Origin of the sequence: Confluentibacter lentus (assembly GCF_002806995.1) — a bacterium.
GTDB classification, from domain to species: Bacteria; Bacteroidota; Bacteroidia; order Flavobacteriales; family Flavobacteriaceae; genus Confluentibacter; species Confluentibacter lentus.
Map to the genome: position 1 here is coordinate 169,219 of NZ_NIHE01000003.1, position 21,062 is coordinate 190,280.

The following is a 21,062-nucleotide window of genomic DNA, read 5'->3' on the forward strand; positions in this document are numbered from 1 at the left end:
CTATGATTTTGAAAATATCAAAAGAAGTAAAAACCGCTATACTAGTTATTTTAGGAATTGCCCTATTTATTTTTGGATTCAATTATTTAAAAGGCAAAAATTTATTTGAGTCAACAGATGTATACTATACTAAGTTCGATTACAATGCCTTAACCAAAGCTTCTACCGTTACTGTAAATGGAAATGTTGTAGGTAAAATTCAAGATATAAAATACGATTACGAAAGTGGAAAAACCATCGTATCGTTTTCTGTGAACGACAAATTGAAGTTTTCCAAAAGCAGTACAGTACGCATGTACGAAACTGGCTTGATGGGAGGCAATGGTTTAGCTATTATTAATAGTTATGAAGGTGAAGTCGCTAAGTATGGCGACATGCTACAATCTGAAGTGGAACCTGGACTCATTACTAGTTTAACAAAAAACTTTTCAGGAATAAGTGATAACTTGGATATTACATTAAAATCAACCGATTCACTTATCAACAATTTAAACAGCATTGTTATTGATGATTCTGAAGAAGGACTAAAACGAACGATAGCCGAATTAAATGCAACATTAAAAGGATTTAAACAATTATCTTTTTCAGCAAATGGTTTGATTTCTAAAAATGATGAAAATATAGCCGTCATACTTGAAAACTTTAAAACAACTAGCGAAAATTTATCTCTTTTAACAACAGAATTGAAAGATGCCAAATTAAGTAATACAGTAGAAAGCCTAAATAAAACGGTAGCGAGTTTAAATACGGTTTTAGCGACTATTGAAAAAGGCGAAGGCTCCATGGGCAAATTATTAAAAGATGAAGCCTTGTATAACAACCTAAAAGGCGCTTCAAAAGAAATGGAAGAGTTGTTACGGGATATTAAGCTTCACCCAAAACGCTATTTTAGAGTGCTATCAAAAAAAGAAATACCTTATTCAGAAGAGTCCGTTAACTAAGCATTTATGCATTATTTACCTAACATATTATTTGCCATTGCGCTCATTATTGGTATCGGTTATTTTGCTAAAAATGTAAAAAAACTAATTCGCAATATAAAATTAGGCCATGATGTTGATGTTAGTGATAATACATCACAACGTTGGAAAAACATGGTTATGATAGCACTGGGTCAAACCAAAATGGTGCGCAGACCAATATCTGGTTTTTTGCATTTGGTGGTTTACATTGGGTTTATAATCATCAATATTGAGGTTTTAGAAATCATTATTGATGGGTTGTTTGACACACACCGTATATTTTCATCCATAGGAAAACTATACGGGATTTTAATTGGTACTTTTGAGATTTTAGCGGTTTTAGTATTTGTTTCTGTCATTATTTTTTGGATTAGAAGGAATATTTTGAAATTGAAACGTTTCTGGAAATCTGAAATGACTGCTTGGCCAAAAAGCGATGCCAATATCATTTTATATTTCGAAATGGTTTTAATGACCTTATTTTTGGTGATGAACGCTACTGATGTTCCATTTCAAGACATGAATTCGGGAAACGTCATAAGTCAGTTTATAGCACCTTGGTTTAGTTCATTATCAGAAGGGTCTCTTCATATTATAGAAAGAACGGCATGGTGGCTGCATATTTTAGGTATTTTAACTTTCTTAAATTACCTTTATTTCTCTAAGCATCTTCATATTCTATTGGCATTTCCAAACACCTATTATGGTAGTTTAAAACCAAAAGGGCAATTTGATAATCTTGAAGCGGTTACCAAAGAAGTGAGATTGATGATGGATCCAAATGTAGATCCATTTGCTGCGCCTGCTGAAGGTTCAGAAACTGCTGTGCCAGCTAAGTTTGGTGCCAGTGATGTACAGGATTTAAATTGGGTACAATTATTAAATGCTTATACCTGTACGGAATGTGGACGCTGCACTAGTGAATGTCCGGCAAATCAAACGGGCAAAAAATTGTCTCCAAGAAAAATCATGATGGATACCCGAGACCGTTTAGAAGAAGTTGGGAAAAACATTGATGCCAATAAAGGTATTTTTAAAGAAGATGGTAAGCAATTACTTGATAATTATATTACTAGGGAAGAATTGTGGGCTTGCACCTCGTGTAATGCCTGTGTAGAAGCTTGTCCTGTAAGTATCAATCCTATATCAATTATTATGGATATGCGTCGTTATTTGGTGATGGAACAGTCCGCTGCCCCAACCGAGTTAAATAACATGATGACCAATATAGAGAATAATGGTGCGCCCTGGCCATACAATCAAATGGACAGGCTAAATTGGAAAAACGAATAACTTAAAACTCATGAGCGAATTACTAAACGTGCCTACTATGGCTGAATTTATGGCTCAAGGCAAACAGCCTGAAGTATTATTTTGGGTCGGTTGCGCTGGTAGTTTTGATGACAGGGCAAAAAAAATAACCAAAGCTTTTGTTAAATTATTGAATAAAGCCAAGGTTGAATTTGCTGTTTTAGGAACAGAAGAAAGTTGTACGGGCGACCCCGCAAAACGAGCAGGAAATGAGTTTTTATTTCAAATGCAAGCCGTAACCAATATTGAAGTGCTTAATGCTTATGAGGTTAAGAAAATAGTAACCGCTTGTCCGCATTGTTTCAACACCATAAAGAACGAATATCCAGGATTGGGTGGTAATTATGAAGTGATGCATCACACGCAGTTTTTAAAAACCTTATTAGATGAAGGGCGCTTAACAGTTGAAGGCGGCCAATTTAAAGGAAAGCGCATTACGTTTCACGACCCATGCTATTTAGGCCGTGCTAACAATGTCTATGAAGCACCACGGGATTTAATTAAAAAATTGGAAGCTGAATTGGTTGAAATGAAAAACTGCAAACGTACTGGTTTATGCTGTGGAGCAGGAGGCGCACAAATGTTTAAGGAAGCCGAAAAAGGCAACAAAGAAGTCAATATAGAGCGTACCGAACAAGCACTGGAAGTAAAGCCAGAAATTATAGCAGCAGGTTGTCCATTTTGCAACACCATGATGACCGATGGCGTTAAAGCTAAAGAAAAAGAAGGCGACATTGCTATCATGGATATTGCAGAACTTATAGCTAATGCGCAGGATTTGTAAACTTGATTCATAATGAGTGAGAAAGTATGCCCATCTTGTAAAAATCAAAATGATGCAACTGTTGATTTTTGTTATAAATGTGAGTTTCCATTTAATGCATCTGATAAAGAAAAATCAATTCACATAGGTAAATTCATTAGTAACAAAGGTATTATTTTAGATTCTGAGGATTCTTTAACTAAAAGTCAGAACTTATTATATTTAGCAGCAGGATTTTATATAATTGGTTTCATTATAAATTTTTCAGCATTAAAGCAGGATATATTTTCTTTAGTTTTTAACATCGGAGTGATTTTTATTATTGCTTTATGCGGTTACTTATTAAAAAAATCACCTTTAATTTTTTTAAGTATCCCTTTAGCATTATTGCTCTTTATTTATACCATAAATTATTTGATCGATTATAGAACCTTAGTGCAAGGAATAATTTTTAAGATTTTAATTTTGGGAAGTTTAATTTACAGTATATATAATTACAAATTATCAGAAAAATTTAAGAAAAAATACAACATATAAATGCTAGTAGATTTCAATACATTACCAGAAGAATCAAGAATTTGGATATATCAAGCTAACCGTTCGTTTACTGAACAAGAATTGGAAGAGATACAATCCAAGTTAGATGTTTTTATAGAAAATTGGACAGCACATGGTAGTGATTTGCAAGCTGGATATCTTATTAAATATAAGCGTTTTATAATAATTGGATTAAATCAAAACTTAAATAAAGCTTCGGGATGTTCCATTGATGCATCGGTTCATTTCATTCAACAATTAGAAAAAGAGTATCAAGTGGATTTAATGGATAAAATGAATGTATCCTACAAACAAGGCGATTTTATAGCCTATAAAACACTTCTCGATTTTAAGAAAATGGCAAAAGAAAAAGCTATTTCAAAAAACACCATTGTGTTCAATAATTTGGTGACCAGCATTGCTGAATTTAACGAAAACTGGGAAGTGCCAGCAAGTGAAAGTTGGCACAGCAGATTTATTAAATAGGTTAATTCTAGCCTAATTTTAAACCTAAAAAAACTTTCATATTTCAAATAGAATAATCAATTTTACGGCTTCCAAAGTGTAAATAGAAAATTATGGCGAATGAAATTATTTTATTAAATATTTCAGGACAAGATAAACCAGGCTTAACCTCTGCATTGACTGGTGTTTTAGCAGAATATGGGGCTAAAATACTGGATATTGGTCAAGCAAACATTCACGATACCTTATCTTTAGGTATGTTATTTGAAATTCAAGCGGGAGCAGATTCCGCAGCCGTTTTAAAAGACTTACTCTTTAAATCATATGAACTTGGTATCACTGCTAAGTTTACACCTATTTCACTTGAAGATTATGAAAAATGGGTAAGCCTTCAAGGTAAAAACCGATACATTGTCACTATTTTAGGTGAAAAATTGGCGGCCACACAAATATCTGAAGTCACAAAAGTTATTTCAGAAAAAAACTTGAATATAGATTCTATAATCCGACTTACAGGTCGTATATCACTCTTAAAAAAGGACGATTATCCAAGGGCTTGCATCCAATTATCAATTCGAGGGGAAATTACGGATAAAACAGAGTTCACTGCTAAATTCATGCAAATTTCTAGGGAATTAGATGTGGATATTGCGTTTCAAGAAGATAATATTTACAGACGAAACAGGCGCTTGGTTTGTTTCGATATGGATTCTACATTAATTCAAGCCGAAGTGATTGATAGATTGGCAGAATTGGCAGGGGTTGGAGATGAAGTAAAAGCCATTACGGAATCAGCCATGCAAGGTGAAATAGATTTCAAGGAAAGCTTTATCAGACGCATGAAACTCTTAAAAGGTTTGAGCGAAGAGGTACTTCAAGATGTTGCTATTAATCTGCCGTTGACCAAAGGAGCTAGAAGACTTATCGACACCTTGAAAACTTACGGATTTAAAACCGCCATTCTATCTGGTGGATTTACGTATTTCGGTCATTATTTACAAAAGGAATTGGGTATAGACTATGTATATGCCAACGAATTGGAAATTAAGGATGGCTTGTTAACAGGTGGTTATGTTGGAGAGATTGTTGATGGCAATAAAAAAGCAGACTATCTTAAAGAAATCGCTCAAAAGGAAGGTTTGCATATTAGTCAGACTATTGCTGTAGGTGATGGTGCTAACGATTTACCAATGCTTAATCTTGCCGGTCTAGGCATTGCGTTTCATGCCAAACCAACAGTAAAAGATAATGCACAAAGTTCCATTTCTAGTATTGGATTAGATGGTATTCTGTATTTGTTGGGCTATCACGATAGGCATATTGATTTGATAGAATAATTATAAAGCCATACGGTTTTGTTTACAAACTTGTTATAAATCTATCTTAAAGTCTTTTTATCTTCTTTTTAAAAGTCTTATTTTGGCATGATTATTAGTGTTGTATTATGCACTATTAATATGCTTAACAAATCTACGTATGCGTCAAATCTCTATATATTTATTTTTTCTTTTTATAACCTTTTCTATATCAGCTCAAAAAACAGAAAATCCGTTATTGGCAAGTGATGTTAAAGCGCAAAAAAAATGGGTTGATAGTGTATATGCATCCATGTCGCTTAACGAAAAAGTAGCGCAATTGTTCATGGTTCAAGTCATGTCCAATCAAGATGCAAAAACAAAATTAAAAATTATTGAACTCATCCGTGATTATCGCATAGGCGGTATCATTTATTCGCTAGGAGGGCCTGTAAGACAAGCAAAATTAGATAATGAATTACAATCCCTTTCAAAATTACCCATGCTAATAGGTATGGATGCAGAATGGGGTTTAAAAATGCGTTTAGACTCTACTTATGCTTTTCCTTGGAATATGACACTAGGTGCCATAAAAGACAATAAATTTATTGAACAAGTAGGCAGACAAATTGGAGAGCACAATAAGCGTATAGGTGTACATTTTAATTTTGCACCTGTGGTGGATATTAATACAAATCCTCAAAATCCTATTATTGGTAATCGTTCATTTGGTGAAGATAAAGATAACGTAACTAAAAAAGCTTTGGCCTTTATGAAAGGTATGCAAAGTGCCGGTGTGTTAGCTAATGCCAAACATTTTCCGGGACATGGCGACACCGACCAAGATTCCCATAAAACCTTGCCCACAATCACTTTTGATGAAAAACGTATTAATGACGTAGAGTTATACCCCTATAAAAAACTCATCAAAGAAGGATTGTCTAGTGTGATGGTAGCTCATTTAAACGTACCGAGTTTAGAGCCAAGGGAAGGTTATCCGTCTTCTTTGTCCGAGTACATAGTCACTGATATATTGAAAAACAAACTAGATTTTCAAGGACTTATCTTTACGGATGCTTTAGATATGAAAGGTGCTTCAAATTTTAGTGAATCTGGGGAAATTGACCTTCTAGCTTTTAAAGCGGGTAACGATGTGCTTTTGATGTCTAAAGACGTACCGGTTGGCATTTCTAAACTGGTTGGGGCCTATAATAATGGTGATATTACCGAAGCGCGTTTGGAACATTCGGTTAAAAAAATATTACAGGCAAAATATAAAGTCGGATTGAACAAATACAAGCCAATCGATTTAAATAATTTAAACGAAGATTTAAACCGAATTGAAGATACCATTCTTTATGAAGAACTTTTAGAAAATGCCATTACCGTTGTTAAAGATGACCCTGAATTATTGCCTTTTCGTCATTTAGAAAATAAAAAAGTGGCTTATGTGAAAATGGGAGACGATGATGGCTCTGTTTTTTTTAAAGAATTAAAAAAATACACGAAGGTTCATGAAATTAAGGCACCAACAATTGATAGTTTGCTTACGCAGTTAAGCGGGTATAATACAGTTGTCGTAGGATTTCATAAATCCAACAGCACACCTTGGAAAGACCATAAATTTAATCCAGATGAAATAAATTGGTTAAATCAAATCTCAAAATCACATACGGTTGTTCTGGATGTTTTTACAAAACCGTATGCACTTTTGGATTTAGATTCCATTGAAAATATTAAAAGCATTGTGGTTAGTTATCAAAATAGTGAGATAGCCCAGCAAAAATCGGCGCAACTACTTTTTGGAGCCATTCCATCAAAAGGAACGTTGCCAGTATCTATTGGAAGCCATTTTAAAGTAGGGGATGGTATCACTAAAAACAGTATCAATCGTTTAAGTTATACCATTCCAGAACGTGTTGGTATGAGTTCTGAAAAGTTGAGAAAAGTAGATTCTCTAGCTAAAATGGCGGTCGATATGAAAATGACGCCAGGTATTCAACTTTTAATCGCTAGAAAAGGAAAAGTGATTTATAATAAAAACTTTGGAAAACATACTTATGATGGTAATGAAACTGTAGGATTTGATGATATTTATGATGTAGCTTCATTAACCAAAATATTAGCAACCTTGCCATTGGTGATGGAATTAGAAGAAAAAGGACATATTACTTTAGATACGAAACTTTCAGAAATTTTACCTGAATACAGAAGCTCCAACAAAAAGAATATTACTATTAAAAGTATGTTGTCCCACCATGCTAGATTAAGGCCTTGGGAACCATTTTATTTTAAAACTTTAGATTCAACTAATAAGCCTAGTGCGAAATATTATAGGGATACTTTAAGTAAGGATTTCAATATTGAGGTTGCTAGTAATTTATTTTTACGTAGTGATTATCAGGATTCCATACAAGAAATCATTAAAGACTCAAAGCTTCTTGATAAAGTTGAATATCGCTATAGTGATTTCCCTTATTATATTTTAAAGAAATATATAGAGAACTATTACGACAGAACGTTAGAACAATTAACACAAGATCATTTTTATCAATCTTTAGGAGCCAATTATACTATGTATAATCCTTACCATAAAATTAGTAATACTGATATCGTACCAACAGAAGAAGATAATTATTATCGCCACCAAAAAATTCAAGGGTATGTACATGATGCAGGCGCAGCTATGCAAAATGGCATTGGTGGACATGCTGGTATTTTTAGTAATGCCAATGATGTTGCTAAAATCATGCAAATGTATTTACAGAAAGGTTTTTATGGGGGCAAACGTTATTTAAAACCAGAAACCATAGATAAGTTTAATACAACTTATTATAAAGATAAGAATAATAGACGTGGTATCGGATTTGATAAGCCACAGTTTAGTGGAGAAGGCTCTACCTGTGGTTGTGTTTCCATGAGTAGTTTTGGACATTCAGGTTTTACGGGCACTTATACTTGGGCAGATCCAGAGAAAGAAATTGTGTATGTGTTTTTGGCAAATAGAACCTATCCTGTAGAAGGGGATAATTTGCTGCTAAAGAAAAATATTAGAACCGATATTCAAAAATATATTTACCAAGCTATAGAAGACTAAATAAGATGAAAATAGGTATTGTTTGTTATCCAACTTTTGGAGGTAGCGGCGTTGTTGCTACAGAACTTGGTTTAGAACTTTCTAAACGTGGGCATGAAATTCATTTCATTACCTATAACCAACCAGTAAGGTTAGAATTATTGAGTAATAATGTACACTACCATGAGGTAAATGTACCCGAATATCCGTTGTTTCATTACCAACCTTATGAACTTGCATTGTCGAGTAAGTTGGTAGATATGGTAAAACTTCACGGTATAGAAATATTGCATGTACACTATGCAATTCCCCATGCCTATGCAGGTTATATGGCAAAAAAAATGTTGCAAGAAGAAGGTGTTTATGTCCCTATAGTTACCACATTGCATGGCACCGACATAACACTTGTTGGCAGCCATCCGTTCTATAAACCAGCAGTAACGTTTAGTATTAATAAATCCGATGCCGTAACCACCGTTTCACAAAGTTTGAAAGATGACACACTTAGATTGTTTGATATTAAAAAGGATATTCACGTTGTGCCTAATTTTATTGATTTAGATAAATATAGCCACACATTTACAGATTGCCAACGCGGTATGATGGCCAAGGATAATGAAAAAATAATTACGCATATTAGCAATCTTCGGAAAGTAAAACGTGTACAGGATGTTATTTCTGTTTTTTATAATATCCAAAAACAAATGCCAGCTAAATTGATGTTAGTGGGCGAGGGACCAGAAAAAGAAAAGATAGAAAGACATTGTGAGCAACTTGGTATTATAGATAAGGTCATTTTCTTTGGAAAAAGTAATGAAATTGATAAGATTTTATGCTTTAGCGATTTATTCATATTGCCATCAGAAACGGAAAGTTTTGGTTTGGCAGCTTTAGAAGCCATGGCATCAAGTGTACCGGTCATTTCGAGTAATACGGGAGGCATTCCAGAAGTAAATATTCAAGGAGTTTCAGGGTTTTTAAGTAATGTAGGCGATGTTGAGGAAATGACAAAAAATGCCCTTTATATTTTAAGCGATGAAACGCGATTGAAAACCTTCAAACAAAACGCTAGAAAACAAGCCTTAAATTTTGATTTGCATGCTATTGTACCCCAATATGAAGCTATTTATCAAGATACTTTGAAAAATTGTTTGGTGATATAGCTCAATTGTGAGTAAAAATAAATTTAGATAATTTCCTTTAATAAATCATTTAAATTAAGTGTTTTTGTAAACATTTCAATGGAGCCATCAGCTTGTTTTGGCCATGTTTCCTTCGGTCGGTCCCAATAAAGTTCTACACCGTTTTTATCAGGATCATCCAAATACAATGCTTCTGAAACACCATGGTTTGCTGCGCCAGTTAATGGATAATCATTATCCAAAAGCCTTTTAAATATGGTGGCGAGGTCTTTTCTAGTGGGATATAAAATAGCAGTATGAAATAATCCAACGGATTGTTTTGGGGCAGGTGGTTGGTTTTTACTGTGCCAAACATTCAAACCAATGTGATGATGATAGCCACCAGCAGAAATGAATGCAGCATCAGTACCATATCTAGCAACAATCTCAAAACATAATAATCCACAATAAAAATCTAACGAACGGTCTAAGTCCGCTACTTTTAAATGCACATGTCCGATTCTTGTGTTTTCAGGTATTTTATATTTCTTTTCCATATAATATACTTTTCAATTTTGTAAATCAAATATAAGCATAAAAAAAGCGCCTATAATGGGCGCTTTTATATATATCAGTTTAATTTTTTAAAATTGATAACGAATACCTAGGGCAATATCAAAATCTAAATCGTTGTTATCATAGGAATCGTCACCAAAACCTAATTCTGGTCTAAAATCCAATGAAAGTAATAATGGAATATCAAAATTATATTCTATACCAATATCACCAGCAAGGAAGAAAAAGGTATCATCAAAATCATCACCGCCACCAGGGTTATTAACACTAAAAGAACCTAATCCACCACCAGCACCAACATACCAGTTAAAATTTCCTTCCAAAGGAAATACCCATTGGTACAAACCAGCTAGTTTAAAACCATCATAATTTTTACCATCTCTCCAGCCTAAATCTAATTCCAATCGGTTATTGTCACCTAATGCGTGTTGGTATGATATTTCTGCACCAAAGCCATCACTGTCTCCTAATCTTAAACCTAGAGCATTTTTTGAAATCTCTTGCGCATTCGATGAAAATGCAAAACCTAATAATGTAATGGATAATAAAAGTAATTTCTTCATAATTTAAGTTTTTATGTTTTTTGAGTATATACGTTTGAAATAACAAAAAAGACTTGTTTTTATTATTCGTTATATCAATGCAAAAATAATGCTAAAATTCAATTCAAGCATCGTAAATGTATATTATTATGCATGCACTGTAATTGAGATTGTTTAATGCTTTGATTAGCAAAATACTAAAGAGGTAATTAAAAATGAAAAAAAATAATTATGAGTAGAATTTATAAGTGCTTTTCTTGTTTAAAGACAGTAATGGCTGCTATTAAATCCTTAACATGCAAATCACTCTCATCTTCATCAACAAAAAAGGGTGCTAATTTGTCTTTATTGTATTGGTAAAGTTTCCAGCGTTTAAATTGGTATTCTAAAGCCGTGAAATGTTCAGTCCAATCACCAGAATTTAAATAAAGGGTTTGTCCTTTTTTAGTTTCCTTTATCTCCATTTTTGGATGGTGAATGTGTCCGCAAATCACATAGTCATAGCCGTTTTCTATGGCAAGATTAGAGATTACTTTTTCAAATGTATTTATAGTTTTAGAAGAGTTTACTATACTATTTTTTATTTTATTTGATTTGGAAAATTTTTCCTTTCCTAAATTTTCTAAAAGCGAGTTAGACCATTTGTTTAAAAGTAAAAGCATTTTATATCCAAAACTTCCCAATCTGGCTAACCATTTGGCGTTTTGAATAGAGATATCAAAAACATCGCCATGAAAAAACCATGCTTCCTTGCCATCAATTTTCAAAACTTTTTTATCAACAATTGAAATGTTTCCAATAGCTGTGCCGCTAAATTTCCGGAGTATGTCGTCGTGGTTCCCGGTTATATAAATAACTTCAACACCATCTGCCGCCATATCCATTATTTTTTTGATAACCTTAAGATGTTGTTTTGGAAAATACTGTTTATTAAATTGCCAAGCATCAATAATATCGCCGTTTAAAATCAATTTTTTAGGCGTTATACAGTTTAGGTAATTGAGTAATTTTTTGGCGTGACATCCGTTTGTTCCCAGATGTACATCGGAAATGACAACAATCTCAAGCTTTCGTTTAATTATCAAGGTTAAGTTTTAGCGTTCTTTTCAAAGTAAGTATAATAACATTACTTAAACTTTAATTTTAAATTAAGTGTTTTTAAGTATATGGTTATATAATTGTTATGCGTTGTTTTAGGGTTTAAATCGCTGGTCTTTTTTTAATTTCATTTTTGTATCTCTAATATTAGATTTACTTTAGCAAAAAAAATATTTTATGGCTGGAAATTCTTTTGGGAAACTGTTCAATCTTACCACTTTTGGTGAGTCTCATGGTGCTGCTTTAGGAGGTGTTATTGATGGATGTCCGTCTGGATTGGATATCGATGTTGATGCTATTCAAAATGAATTGGATAGGAGAAAACCTGGGCAATCTGAAATTGTAACCCAACGAAAGGAACCAGATACCGTTAAATTTTTATCAGGAATTTTTGAAGGTAAAACCACTGGAACGCCTATTGGGTTTATTATTGAAAATGCCAATCAGAAATCCAATGATTATTCTCATATAAAAGATGTATATCGTCCCAGTCATGCCGATTATACTTATGATAAAAAGTATGGTGTGCGTGATTATCGTGGTGGTGGACGCAGTTCTGCCCGAGAAACGGTTTGCAGGGTCGTTGCTGGCGCTATTGCCAAACAACTTTTAAAGGATGTTAAAATTTACGCTTATGTATCTTCTGTAGGTGATATTGCTCTAAAAAAGCCACTTAGCGAAATAGATTTTTCCCTTACGGAATCAAATATTGTGCGTTGCCCTGATACAGAAACTGCGGAAAGAATGATTGAAAGAATCAAACAAATCCGTAAAGAAGGTGATACCATAGGAGGCACTGTGGGTTGCGTTATTAAAAATGTACCTATTGGTTTAGGGGAACCTGTTTTTGATAAACTGCACGCAGAATTGGGCAAAGCCATGCTATCCATAAACGCTGTAAAAGGATTTGAATATGGTAGTGGATTTGAAGGTTCTAAAATGAAAGGTAGCGAGCATAACGATATTTTTAATGCCGATGGCACCACCAAAACCAATCTATCAGGTGGTATCCAAGGAGGTATTAGTAACGGAATGGATATTTATTTCAATGTTGCTTTTAAACCTGTAGCCACCATCATGCAAAGTCAAGAAACTATTGATAATCAAGGCAATGTGGTGGATATGCATGGAAAAGGTCGTCACGACCCATGTGTTGTGCCAAGAGCGGTGCCTATTGTTGAGGCTATGGCTGCTTTGGTTTTGGCAGATTTTTATTTGATTAATAAGCTATATCAATAGTATTTATTTGTCATTGACTTCGTCGAATCTTCGATTTCCTGCGCAGGCAGGAATCCACATGTTAGTTTTTAGTTATCCATAGATTCCTGCCTACATAGGAATGACATTTTGCTGTTTTATCGTTTTTCTTTCGTGTATGCTCAAGATAAACTCTAGGAATCCACTAGAAAAATGACATTTTTTTCATAAAAATATGAAGCCCTAAAAAAGAGATTTCAGTATTTATTAATATCTTAGTCAGCATACTTCAACGTTTAGACTTAGCATATGAAAAAACTAGCATTGCACTGGAAAATATTAATAGGAATGATTCTTGGTATTATTTGGGCATTGCTTTCCAGTACTTTAGGTTGGAGTGCTTTTACCATAAACTGGATTGACCCATTTGGGACGATTTTTATCAATCTCTTAAAATTAATTGCTGTTCCCTTAGTATTATTTTCCATCATTGGAGGTGTTGCCAATATTGGTGACCCTGCTAGTTTAGGACGCATGGGAGGAAAAACTTTGCTCATTTATCTTCTTACGACCATCATGGCAATTTCTTTGGGATTGCTGTTAGTTAACACCATAAACCCGGGGAAACTTATAGATGAGGACAGTAGAATTGATAACAGAATAAGTTATGAAATTTGGGCGACTACTGAAGGTCACGATATTAAAGACGGTGTTAGTTATTTAAAAGACCCAAATTTAAAAGATAGAATTCAAGAAATTTCAAAACTATCAAATTCACAACTTAATGAAGCTTCATTTTCAGACAAAATTGAAAATGCTAAAAAGCAGGAACAAGTATCACCATTACAGCCCTTGGTAGATATAGTGCCAGAGAATTTTGTGGCTGCTTTATCAAATAATGGCATGATGCTCCAAATCATCTTTTTTGCACTGTTTTTTGGGATTTGTTTACTTTTTATTGATAAAGAAAAATCGCAACCTGTTTTGAACATTGTTGATGGTATTAATGAAGTTTTTCTCAAAATGGTTGATTTAGTGATGCAGGCAGCACCTTTTTTTGTGTTTGCATTGCTAGCAGGAGTGGTTAGCAAAATGGCAGGAAATGATGTTGGTAAAGTGGTTGAGATTTTTAAAGGTTTAAGTTGGTATTCTTTAGCTGTTTTAATTGGGTTGTTCCTCATGATTTTTGTGGTTTATCCGGGAATTTTAAGGCTATTCGTAAAAAAAATACCCTATCTGGGCTTTTTTAAGGCTATGGGGCCAGCACAAACCTTAGCGTTTTCAACATCCAGTAGTGCGGCAACATTGCCTGTAACTATGGAGTGTGTGGAACAAAATTTAGGTGTGGATAAAAAAGTCAGCAGTTTTGTTTTGCCGATTGGAGCAACAGTAAATATGGATGGTACGAGCTTATATCAAGCGGTAGCTGTTATTTTTCTGGCACAATTACACATGATAGATTTAACTTTTAGTCAGCAATTAACCATTGTACTTTCTACAACGTTGGCATCTATTGGATCGGCAGCAGTTCCCAGTGCTGGATTGGTTATGCTTATTGTTGTTTTAAATTCAGTAGGATTAAATCCAGCATGGATAGCCATTATTTTTCCAGTGGATAGGATTTTAGATATGTTTAGAACGGTTGTTAATGTAACGGGCGATTCTATTGTATGTTCCATTATTGCCGATGGCGAAAATATGCTTCATTATGAGAATAAAAAAGATACATCTGAAACATTTGATTTGGATTCTTAAAAAATAATGTCATGACGAAACTTAAACACCCCACTGTTTCTGTTGAATGGCTTTTCAATCATTTAAACGAAGATAATTTGGTTGTTCTGGATGGTTCCATTAAAAAAGTTGTTAATCCATCTTCAGAAACTTCCGAAGTGCAAATACCAAACACGCGCTTTTTCGATTTAAAAGAAGCTTTTAGTGATACATCAGCACCATTTCCAACTACATGTCCTTCTGAAGAGCAATTCACAAAGGAAGCGCAAAAATTAGGTATAAATAAAGATAGTGCTATTGTAGTTTACGATGATAAAGGAATTTATTCTAGTGCTAGGGTTTGGTGGTTATTTAAAGCGATGGATCATGACAACGTAGCGGTTTTGGATGGCGGACTGCCGGAATGGATTAGGTTGGGTTATAAAACAGAAATAAAAACCAGTAAACCGATAGAAAAAGGTGATTTTGTAGCAAATTACAAATCTGAATTAATGAGGTTTTTTGACGATGTAAAGGAAGCTTCCAGAAAGAAATCACCCCTCATAGTTGATGCACGATCTGAAGCTAGGTTTAAGTCTATGGAACCAGAACCAAGGGTTGGATTGAGAATGGGAACTATCCCCAATTCCGTTAATTTACCTTATGAGGATTTGCTGAATGATAATCTATTGATACCAAAACAAGAAATCGAATTTAAACTTCAAAAATTTGCTAAAAAAGAAGATAAGCTTATTTTTTCGTGTGGGTCTGGTATTACGGCCTGTGTTTTAGCTTTAGGAGCTACTATTTCGGGATATCAAAATATCTCGATTTACGATGGTTCATGGACAGAATGGGGTAGCTTGGTCAAGGATTAGGTCTATTATAAAAACTTATTTTTAAGTTCTGGTGTCGGTATCATGCAATGCTCTTTTTTACCATACCATTTATATCTATTTCTTGCAATATAATCATATACCCAATTCCTAATAAAAGCAGGTATAATGATAAAAATACTCGTTAGATTTATCGGGAATTCTAAATGGCGAGCTATTTTTAAAGCGGCAGTAGATTTATAATTGATCCCTTTTTCTGGAGTATAAAACAAGATGGAATCTGTTTTATTGGTATCGATATGAAAATCTTTAACAATTTCTTTCCCCACATCACTTTGTAGTGCCGCAAAAAGAAATATGTTTTTCTTGTCATGCTTAATTATGAATTGCACCGACGAATTGCATAGGTTACACACGCCATCAAAAAGGATTAATTTTTTGTTTTTTGGGAGATTGAATGCCATATCCAAAGATACAATTTTGACTATTCAATAGGAACAAACGATACGTGCTTGTTTTTTCGGTTTCCGACAAATAAATTTATGGTAACCGTTGCCGTTAAGCCACCCAATGAGGTCGCTATCATTTCGCCTGTGTCGAATTCATTATTCTCTTGGTTACTATCATAAATTTCTTTGGCTAAACCAGCAAGCGTAGAGGTGCCTAAACTATACCAAAAAGCCTTTTTCTTATTTTTTGAAACACTATAGACAAGGCCATATGTGGCGGCAGAAATTAACGCTCCAGTACCAAAATGTAATTTGTCATCTCCCGAAATAAATTGCGCATTACAAAATTTAGTTCCGGCAAAGAATATTAATAAAAGTACCATTATTGGTTTCATAGTTTATATATTTAATGTCTGATTAAGAAGTTAAATCTATACTTTTTAATTTTGAAAGCTTTATAATTTCGTTTTTATAAGCTTTTTATACGATTAAAAGTTGTAAACTATTATTAATAAACATTTTGAGATTATTTTATGAAAACTAGAAAATTAGGGACAAACGGATTTAATGTTAGTGAAGTTGGTTTGGGGTGTTGGCAATTGGGAGGCAATTGGGGAATTGATATTTCTAAAGATGCTGCTTTTGATATTTTAAATGAGGCCGTTAAAAATGATGTTACGTTTTTTGATACGGCCGATGTTTATGGCGACGGAAAAAGTGAAACCTTAATAGGTGAATTTCTAAAAACTTGTGACACGCCCATACTAGTTGCCACAAAATTTGGTAGGGCAGGAAATGCGTTTCCGGATAAATACACCAAAGATGTTTTACGTAAAACGGTTGAAGGCTCTTTGGAGCGTTTAGGTGTTGATTCTTTAGATTTGTTACAACTGCATTGTATACCACCACATTATTTAAAAGAAGGAAGCATTTTTAATTGGCTTCGCGATTTACAAAAAGAAGGCCTCATTAAACATTTTGGCGCTAGCGTTGAAACCGTTGAAGAAGGTCTTGTTTGTATGGAACAAGAAGGCTTATTGTCACTACAAGTCATTTTTAATATTTTCAGGCAAAAATTGGTGACCGGATTATTTCCGCAAGCGGAAGCTAAAGGTGTTGGTATTATTGTGCGATTGCCATTGGCAAGCGGCTTATTATCAGGTAAATTTGATGCTAAAACAACATTTGCAGCAGACGACCATAGAAATTTTAATCGAAACGGGGAGGCGTTTAATGTCGGCGAAACTTTTGCAGGCTTGCCTTTTGAAAAAGGTTTGGAGCTGGTAGAGCGCATTAAAAAGAATGTATTGCCAAATAATTTGACTATGACACAATTGGCGTTGCGTTGGATACTAGATCATAAAGCGGTTAGCACGATCATTCCAGGTGCGAGTTCACCAAAACAAGTCATTTCCAATGCTGAAGTTTCTAATTTACTGGCCTTGTCGCCAGAAGCATATGCTACCTTAACAGCGTTGTATAAAACAGAAATACACGATTACATTCGTGGAGGGTATTAAAAAACAATAGATTATTTTGCTTTTTTCCTTTGGGTATACCAAAATATCAAAAGGACGATAGTAATAATGATACCAATTATAAATAATAATTTTGCAATTGCAACAATGCCATCAAAAAGGATATTACTGCCATTAGATATTGAGGCCATATTCGAGAAATTTTTAGGAATATAAATCATGTATGCCGTGGTCTGATCTACTTTTTTGGCATCTTGGTTGTATATTCTAAACTCATCTTGAGTAATATGATCTTTTAGTGTTTTTAGATAATAATTAAGGTTGATGGTTTTTTCTTTTCTATCATAGTCAACTTTCCATTCATAATAAAACCCTGGAGAGGTTACAAATAATTTTTCATTTTTAATTCCCCAATCGGTTGGTAATTTAATTTTAATTTGATGTTCCCTGGTTATAGGATAAACGATGGCTAATTCGGAATTTCTTTTATCATTGTTAGGAAGGTATAACGAGTTTAGAAGACTACTAGGTATAAAGGTTGCAGAAATATGATCGGTTTTTTCGGCCATGGGTTGCCAAATACTATCCAGTTTGTATTCTTCATATATTTTGAATGTATTTAAGTTTAATTTGTCCTCAAATTGAGGTGCTTTTAATGAAGATACATTATAATAATAGTTTGAATAGAATTTTTCATATTCCTTTTGAATGGAGTTAATACTATTGCTTTTATAATAGTTTCGCATATTGTCTGCTTCTCCACCATGATAAATAGTAACAACTTTTAATCTAGCGCCTTTGCCAATACTATCAATCGTATATTCCTCAAATGTTTCAATTTTATTTTCTGAATACAGTTTAATGTCATCAAAAGAGTCATTGCCCTTTTTAAGAACTAAGCCATGTGCATAGTCGGGAAAGTGTGTGCTGTCATAATATCCGCCTTGGTTTGTAATTGTAGGATCATACCAACGTTCGCTGCCATCAATTACTTTTACAACACAATGGTCAAAAATTTTAGGAGAGGGGAGTAAATCCTTAATGGTTTGCTTTAAATACGTATTTACAAACATCGGGTAGGCTTCAATACCCATTTTGCTTAGCATATTTACCATGAGCAAACTTTTGTCTTTACAATCTCCAAACCGTTGTTTAAATACTTGATTGGGAGAAAAAGGTTTGTAGCTTCCAATACCATTTTCTAGGCCTAAATATCTAATTTCATTTTGTACAAAATTTAATGTAGCCTTTATTTTTTCACCATTTGTTTCGTAGGCAGCATTAATTTCATCAATTTTTGCTTGTAATTCGGTGTCGACTTTTTCATCAATTTTGTAAATATCCAATCCCCAATCTACCACCTCTTTCCATGAATTAAATTCACTTACAAAGACGGTTTCATACATTAATTTCCAACCGGGAATATCATCTTCAAATTCTATTTTTTTTGTATTAGAAGCTTCCCATTCATATTTATTTAGATTGTTTACTTTAGATATAACGGGTTTGGCAGATGTATTGAACGCTTTATGGTTGAGTTTGTTTTTAGATAGAAGCGTTACATGTATTTTTCCAATTGATTTAAAGTCGTTCAAGAAAAAATTAGTAGAGTAAATATTTTTATGTATAGGATTAAAGCCAATAATAGAGTATGAATAATCTATAATATCGTCTGTTCTTACATCAGAAATATTCATGACTGCAGATAAAGCCCCATCGTATAAATGACTTTCGGCATTTAATTCACGTCGCATTACCTCAATATTTGAAATATTTAATTTATCAATAATCTCAGTATTTCTAATAATATGTATTTTATGGAATTTTAATTTTTGATAACTAGGGTCGTAGCTGATATTTATGGTAGAAGCATTTTGAATACCAACATTATCGGTTACTTTGGTTGTAACCCTATAAAAAACGGTTTGTTGGGGAACGTTAATTTGGGTATCATAAAGTAAGGTATGCGTTCCTTGGGATACGTCGTCAATATCAATGTCAGATTTGGAATAATGGATGTCATCTAACCACGAAGGCTCCATTTCTTTTGTTACTTGAGCATATGTTGCTGTAGAAAAATATAAAAAAGCAATAAAGCCAATAATAAGGTTTCTCATAAATTACGACTATTTGTATAATGGTAAATGTAATTGTTTGTAGTTTACTTACAAAGTTATTAAAGCAAAAAGCGTTTTTATTCGTTTATCTTTAATAGGCAATACATAATAATAACCCTTAAACCTCATTTTATTTTAACGCGATGAAATTCTGGAGTTTATTTATTGTCGTTTATTCAAAACTTCATTTTTGGGTTCTCTTTTTTTTAATTTCAGAGAGTTGCATGCCTTTTTCACGCATGAAAGAGTTATGTTTCGGACTCCCAATGATTTGTGAAGAATATATACCAGAATGGCCAGAAAAAAGATAAGCGGTAGAACATGCTAACGCCATAAAAACCCCTGATTCAATGCCGAAGAGTTCTATGGCCATGACCGTACAAGCGATGGGAGTATTGGTTGCTCCTGCAAAAACAGCTACAAATCCCATGCCCGCAAGGAGTCCCATTGGCAAAGGAATGAACCATATTAAGACATTTCCTAAAGTGGCTCCAATAAAGAATAAAGGCGTTACTTCACCACCTTTAAAACCAGCCCCAAGCGTAAATGAGGTGAACAAAATTTTTAATAAAAAATCATAGGAGTTTAGGTCAACGCTAAAAGCATCAACAATGGTGGGGATTCCAAGTCCTATATATTTAGTCGTCCCCATAAAATAGATGGCAATGGCTAAAATGGTACCACCAATAAGGGGACGAAATGGGGGGTATTTTACTTTCTTATTAAAAAGATGACTCCAAAAATGTGTGGATTTTGAAAAAAGCATGGCTACAAGACCAAAAATGACTCCTGCCAATAAAGACCACAAAAGGTTTACAGGTGTCATTTCTGCAATAGAACTAATGTGATAATGGGTGTGCGAAACGTTCCAAATGTCACAAAAATAATTAGCAAAAACGGCAGCCATAAAACTGGGGATGATGGCATCTAAGCGTAATCTTCCTAAAATTAATACTTCCAAAGCAAAAATAGCACCTGCCAATGGTGTTCCGAAAACAGAAGCAAAACCAGCACTAATACCTGCGATTAAAACAATTTTTCTGTCCCGTTTTGAAAGTTTCAAAATTTTTGTAAACCTATCAGCAATAGCACCACCTATTTGAACGGCTGTTCCTTCACGACCAGCAGAACCACCAACCAAGTGTGTTAAAAGGGTCCCGAATAATACGAGCGGCGCCATTCTAAAAGGAATGATTTTTTTTGGTGTATGAAATTCTTCAAGCAATAAATTATTCCCTTTAACAACACTAGTTCCGAACAGATGGTAAGATAAACCTATGATAAAACCACCAATGGGTAATAAGGCAATTATCCATAAATGGGATTCTCTATAATTGGTTACCCAATCTAAACTCAATAGGAAAAAAGCGGAGATAGAACCAGCAATAGCACCTATTAGCAAACAAATAAAGATCCATTTGAAAAGATATAATAGTAAGGGGATTTGCTCAAATGAGAATAAAAACTTCTTTATTTTTGTTTTGTTCATTTTGCCTTGAATACATGTTCCTACAGTGGCATGAGCC

The 21,062-nt window shown here is 33.9% G+C and carries 19 protein-coding genes; 12 read left to right on the top strand and 7 right to left on the bottom strand.

The window, feature by feature from the left end:
• Positions 1-8: 8 nt before the first annotated feature.
• From CDH50_RS07645 to bshA, 8 genes are all read left to right on the top strand, one after another.
• Positions 9-941 carry an MlaD family protein gene (locus CDH50_RS07645; protein WP_100611706.1) on the top strand — a complete coding sequence of 311 codons (933 nt, stop codon included), beginning with the start codon at positions 9-11 and terminating at the stop codon, positions 939-941.
• A 6-nt stretch (positions 942-947) separates the two neighbouring features.
• On the top strand, positions 948-2,255 hold the full coding sequence (locus tag CDH50_RS07650) for a (Fe-S)-binding protein (protein ID WP_100611427.1): 1,308 nt from the start codon (positions 948-950) through the stop codon (positions 2,253-2,255).
• Positions 2,256-2,265: 10 nt separating this feature from the next.
• Positions 2,266-3,057 carry a (Fe-S)-binding protein gene (locus CDH50_RS07655; RefSeq protein ID WP_100611428.1) on the top strand — a complete coding sequence of 264 codons (792 nt, stop codon included), beginning with the start codon at positions 2,266-2,268 and terminating at the stop codon, positions 3,055-3,057.
• 12 nt (positions 3,058-3,069) lie between these two features.
• Complete coding sequence (locus tag CDH50_RS07660; RefSeq protein WP_100611429.1) at positions 3,070-3,573, top strand: hypothetical protein; 504 nt, start codon at positions 3,070-3,072, stop codon at positions 3,571-3,573.
• On the top strand, positions 3,574-4,059 hold the full coding sequence (locus CDH50_RS07665) for an ABC transporter ATPase (RefSeq protein ID WP_100611430.1): 486 nt from the start codon (positions 3,574-3,576) through the stop codon (positions 4,057-4,059).
• Between the two features lie 92 nt (positions 4,060-4,151).
• Entirely contained in the window at positions 4,152-5,375 is a 1,224-nt protein-coding gene (serB, locus tag CDH50_RS07670) for a phosphoserine phosphatase SerB (RefSeq protein WP_100611431.1), read from the top strand.
• A 139-nt stretch (positions 5,376-5,514) separates the two neighbouring features.
• On the top strand, positions 5,515-8,430 hold the full coding sequence (locus CDH50_RS07675; RefSeq protein ID WP_100611432.1) for a glycoside hydrolase family 3 N-terminal domain-containing protein: 2,916 nt from the start codon (positions 5,515-5,517) through the stop codon (positions 8,428-8,430).
• A gap of 5 nt (positions 8,431-8,435) precedes the next feature.
• Positions 8,436-9,572 (top strand): N-acetyl-alpha-D-glucosaminyl L-malate synthase BshA, encoded by a 1,137-nt coding sequence (gene bshA, locus CDH50_RS07680; protein ID WP_100611433.1) that lies wholly within the window; start codon positions 8,436-8,438, stop codon positions 9,570-9,572.
• Between the two features lie 23 nt (positions 9,573-9,595).
• Here bshA and CDH50_RS07685 read toward each other — a convergent pair whose 3' ends face one another.
• From CDH50_RS07685 to CDH50_RS07695, 3 genes are all read right to left on the bottom strand, one after another.
• A complete protein-coding gene (locus CDH50_RS07685) occupies positions 9,596-10,087 on the bottom strand; it encodes a VOC family protein (protein ID WP_100611434.1) in 492 nt (163 codons plus the stop codon).
• A gap of 87 nt (positions 10,088-10,174) precedes the next feature.
• Positions 10,175-10,669, bottom strand: a complete 495-nt coding sequence (locus CDH50_RS07690; RefSeq protein WP_100611435.1) for an outer membrane beta-barrel protein — start codon at positions 10,667-10,669, stop codon at positions 10,175-10,177.
• 221 nt (positions 10,670-10,890) lie between these two features.
• Positions 10,891-11,730: a UDP-2,3-diacylglucosamine diphosphatase gene (locus tag CDH50_RS07695; protein ID WP_100611708.1), complete on the bottom strand. Its 840-nt coding sequence runs from the start codon at positions 11,728-11,730 to the stop codon at positions 10,891-10,893.
• A gap of 193 nt (positions 11,731-11,923) precedes the next feature.
• On the opposite strand from CDH50_RS07695, the gene aroC reads away from it, so the two are divergent.
• The 3 genes from aroC to CDH50_RS07710 all read left to right on the top strand — a co-directional run bounded on the left by aroC (position 11,924) and on the right by CDH50_RS07710 (position 15,534).
• Entirely contained in the window at positions 11,924-12,985 is a 1,062-nt protein-coding gene (gene aroC / locus CDH50_RS07700) for a chorismate synthase (RefSeq protein WP_100611436.1), read from the top strand.
• 267 nt (positions 12,986-13,252) lie between these two features.
• Positions 13,253-14,698 (top strand): dicarboxylate/amino acid:cation symporter, encoded by a 1,446-nt coding sequence (locus CDH50_RS07705; protein WP_100611437.1) that lies wholly within the window; start codon positions 13,253-13,255, stop codon positions 14,696-14,698.
• An 11-nt stretch (positions 14,699-14,709) separates the two neighbouring features.
• Entirely contained in the window at positions 14,710-15,534 is an 825-nt protein-coding gene (locus CDH50_RS07710; protein WP_100611438.1) for a sulfurtransferase, read from the top strand.
• 5 nt (positions 15,535-15,539) lie between these two features.
• Here CDH50_RS07710 and CDH50_RS07715 read toward each other — a convergent pair whose 3' ends face one another.
• Both CDH50_RS07715 and CDH50_RS07720 read right to left on the bottom strand, forming a co-directional pair.
• The gene (locus CDH50_RS07715; RefSeq protein ID WP_100611439.1) at positions 15,540-15,956 is read right to left on the bottom strand and encodes a thiol-disulfide oxidoreductase DCC family protein; all 417 of its coding nucleotides are present in this window, start codon (positions 15,954-15,956) and stop codon (positions 15,540-15,542) included.
• A 20-nt stretch (positions 15,957-15,976) separates the two neighbouring features.
• Entirely contained in the window at positions 15,977-16,336 is a 360-nt protein-coding gene (locus CDH50_RS07720; protein WP_100611440.1) for a hypothetical protein, read from the bottom strand.
• A 138-nt stretch (positions 16,337-16,474) separates the two neighbouring features.
• Between CDH50_RS07720 and CDH50_RS07725 the strand changes: the two genes are divergently transcribed.
• On the top strand, positions 16,475-17,461 hold the full coding sequence (locus tag CDH50_RS07725; RefSeq protein WP_100611441.1) for an aldo/keto reductase: 987 nt from the start codon (positions 16,475-16,477) through the stop codon (positions 17,459-17,461).
• Between the two features lie 11 nt (positions 17,462-17,472).
• On the opposite strand, the gene CDH50_RS07730 is transcribed toward CDH50_RS07725, so the two are convergent.
• Together CDH50_RS07730 and CDH50_RS07735 are read right to left on the bottom strand one after the other, a co-directional pair.
• A complete protein-coding gene (locus tag CDH50_RS07730; protein WP_100611442.1) occupies positions 17,473-19,536 on the bottom strand; it encodes a DUF3857 domain-containing transglutaminase family protein in 2,064 nt (687 codons plus the stop codon).
• Between the two features lie 184 nt (positions 19,537-19,720).
• On the bottom strand, positions 19,721-21,025 hold the full coding sequence (locus tag CDH50_RS07735; protein ID WP_100611709.1) for a voltage-gated chloride channel family protein: 1,305 nt from the start codon (positions 21,023-21,025) through the stop codon (positions 19,721-19,723).
• Positions 21,026-21,062: the final 37 nt, after the last annotated feature.

Excerpts from the sequence above, each read along its gene's own strand:
- CDH50_RS07650 (WP_100611427.1), top strand. The coding sequence starts at position 948 with ATGCATTATTTACCTAACATATTATTTGCCATTGCGCTCATTATTGGT.
- CDH50_RS07655 (WP_100611428.1), top strand. The coding sequence starts at position 2,266 with ATGAGCGAATTACTAAACGTGCCTACTATGGCTGAATTTATGGCTCAA.
- CDH50_RS07660 (WP_100611429.1), top strand. The coding sequence starts at position 3,070 with ATGAGTGAGAAAGTATGCCCATCTTGTAAAAATCAAAATGATGCAACT.
- CDH50_RS07665 (WP_100611430.1), top strand. The coding sequence starts at position 3,574 with ATGCTAGTAGATTTCAATACATTACCAGAAGAATCAAGAATTTGGATA.
- serB (WP_100611431.1), top strand. The coding sequence starts at position 4,152 with ATGGCGAATGAAATTATTTTATTAAATATTTCAGGACAAGATAAACCA.
- CDH50_RS07675 (WP_100611432.1), top strand. The coding sequence starts at position 5,515 with ATGCGTCAAATCTCTATATATTTATTTTTTCTTTTTATAACCTTTTCT.
- bshA (WP_100611433.1), top strand. The coding sequence starts at position 8,436 with ATGAAAATAGGTATTGTTTGTTATCCAACTTTTGGAGGTAGCGGCGTT.
- CDH50_RS07685 (WP_100611434.1), bottom strand. The coding sequence starts at position 10,087 with ATGGAAAAGAAATATAAAATACCTGAAAACACAAGAATCGGACATGTG.
- CDH50_RS07690 (WP_100611435.1), bottom strand. The coding sequence starts at position 10,669 with ATGAAGAAATTACTTTTATTATCCATTACATTATTAGGTTTTGCATTT.
- aroC (WP_100611436.1), top strand. The coding sequence starts at position 11,924 with ATGGCTGGAAATTCTTTTGGGAAACTGTTCAATCTTACCACTTTTGGT.
- CDH50_RS07705 (WP_100611437.1), top strand. The coding sequence starts at position 13,253 with ATGAAAAAACTAGCATTGCACTGGAAAATATTAATAGGAATGATTCTT.
- CDH50_RS07710 (WP_100611438.1), top strand. The coding sequence starts at position 14,710 with ATGACGAAACTTAAACACCCCACTGTTTCTGTTGAATGGCTTTTCAAT.
- CDH50_RS07715 (WP_100611439.1), bottom strand. The coding sequence starts at position 15,956 with ATGGCATTCAATCTCCCAAAAAACAAAAAATTAATCCTTTTTGATGGC.
- CDH50_RS07720 (WP_100611440.1), bottom strand. The coding sequence starts at position 16,336 with ATGAAACCAATAATGGTACTTTTATTAATATTCTTTGCCGGAACTAAA.
- CDH50_RS07725 (WP_100611441.1), top strand. The coding sequence starts at position 16,475 with ATGAAAACTAGAAAATTAGGGACAAACGGATTTAATGTTAGTGAAGTT.
- CDH50_RS07730 (WP_100611442.1), bottom strand. The coding sequence starts at position 19,536 with ATGAGAAACCTTATTATTGGCTTTATTGCTTTTTTATATTTTTCTACA.
- CDH50_RS07735 (WP_100611709.1), bottom strand. The coding sequence starts at position 21,025 with ATGAACAAAACAAAAATAAAGAAGTTTTTATTCTCATTTGAGCAAATC.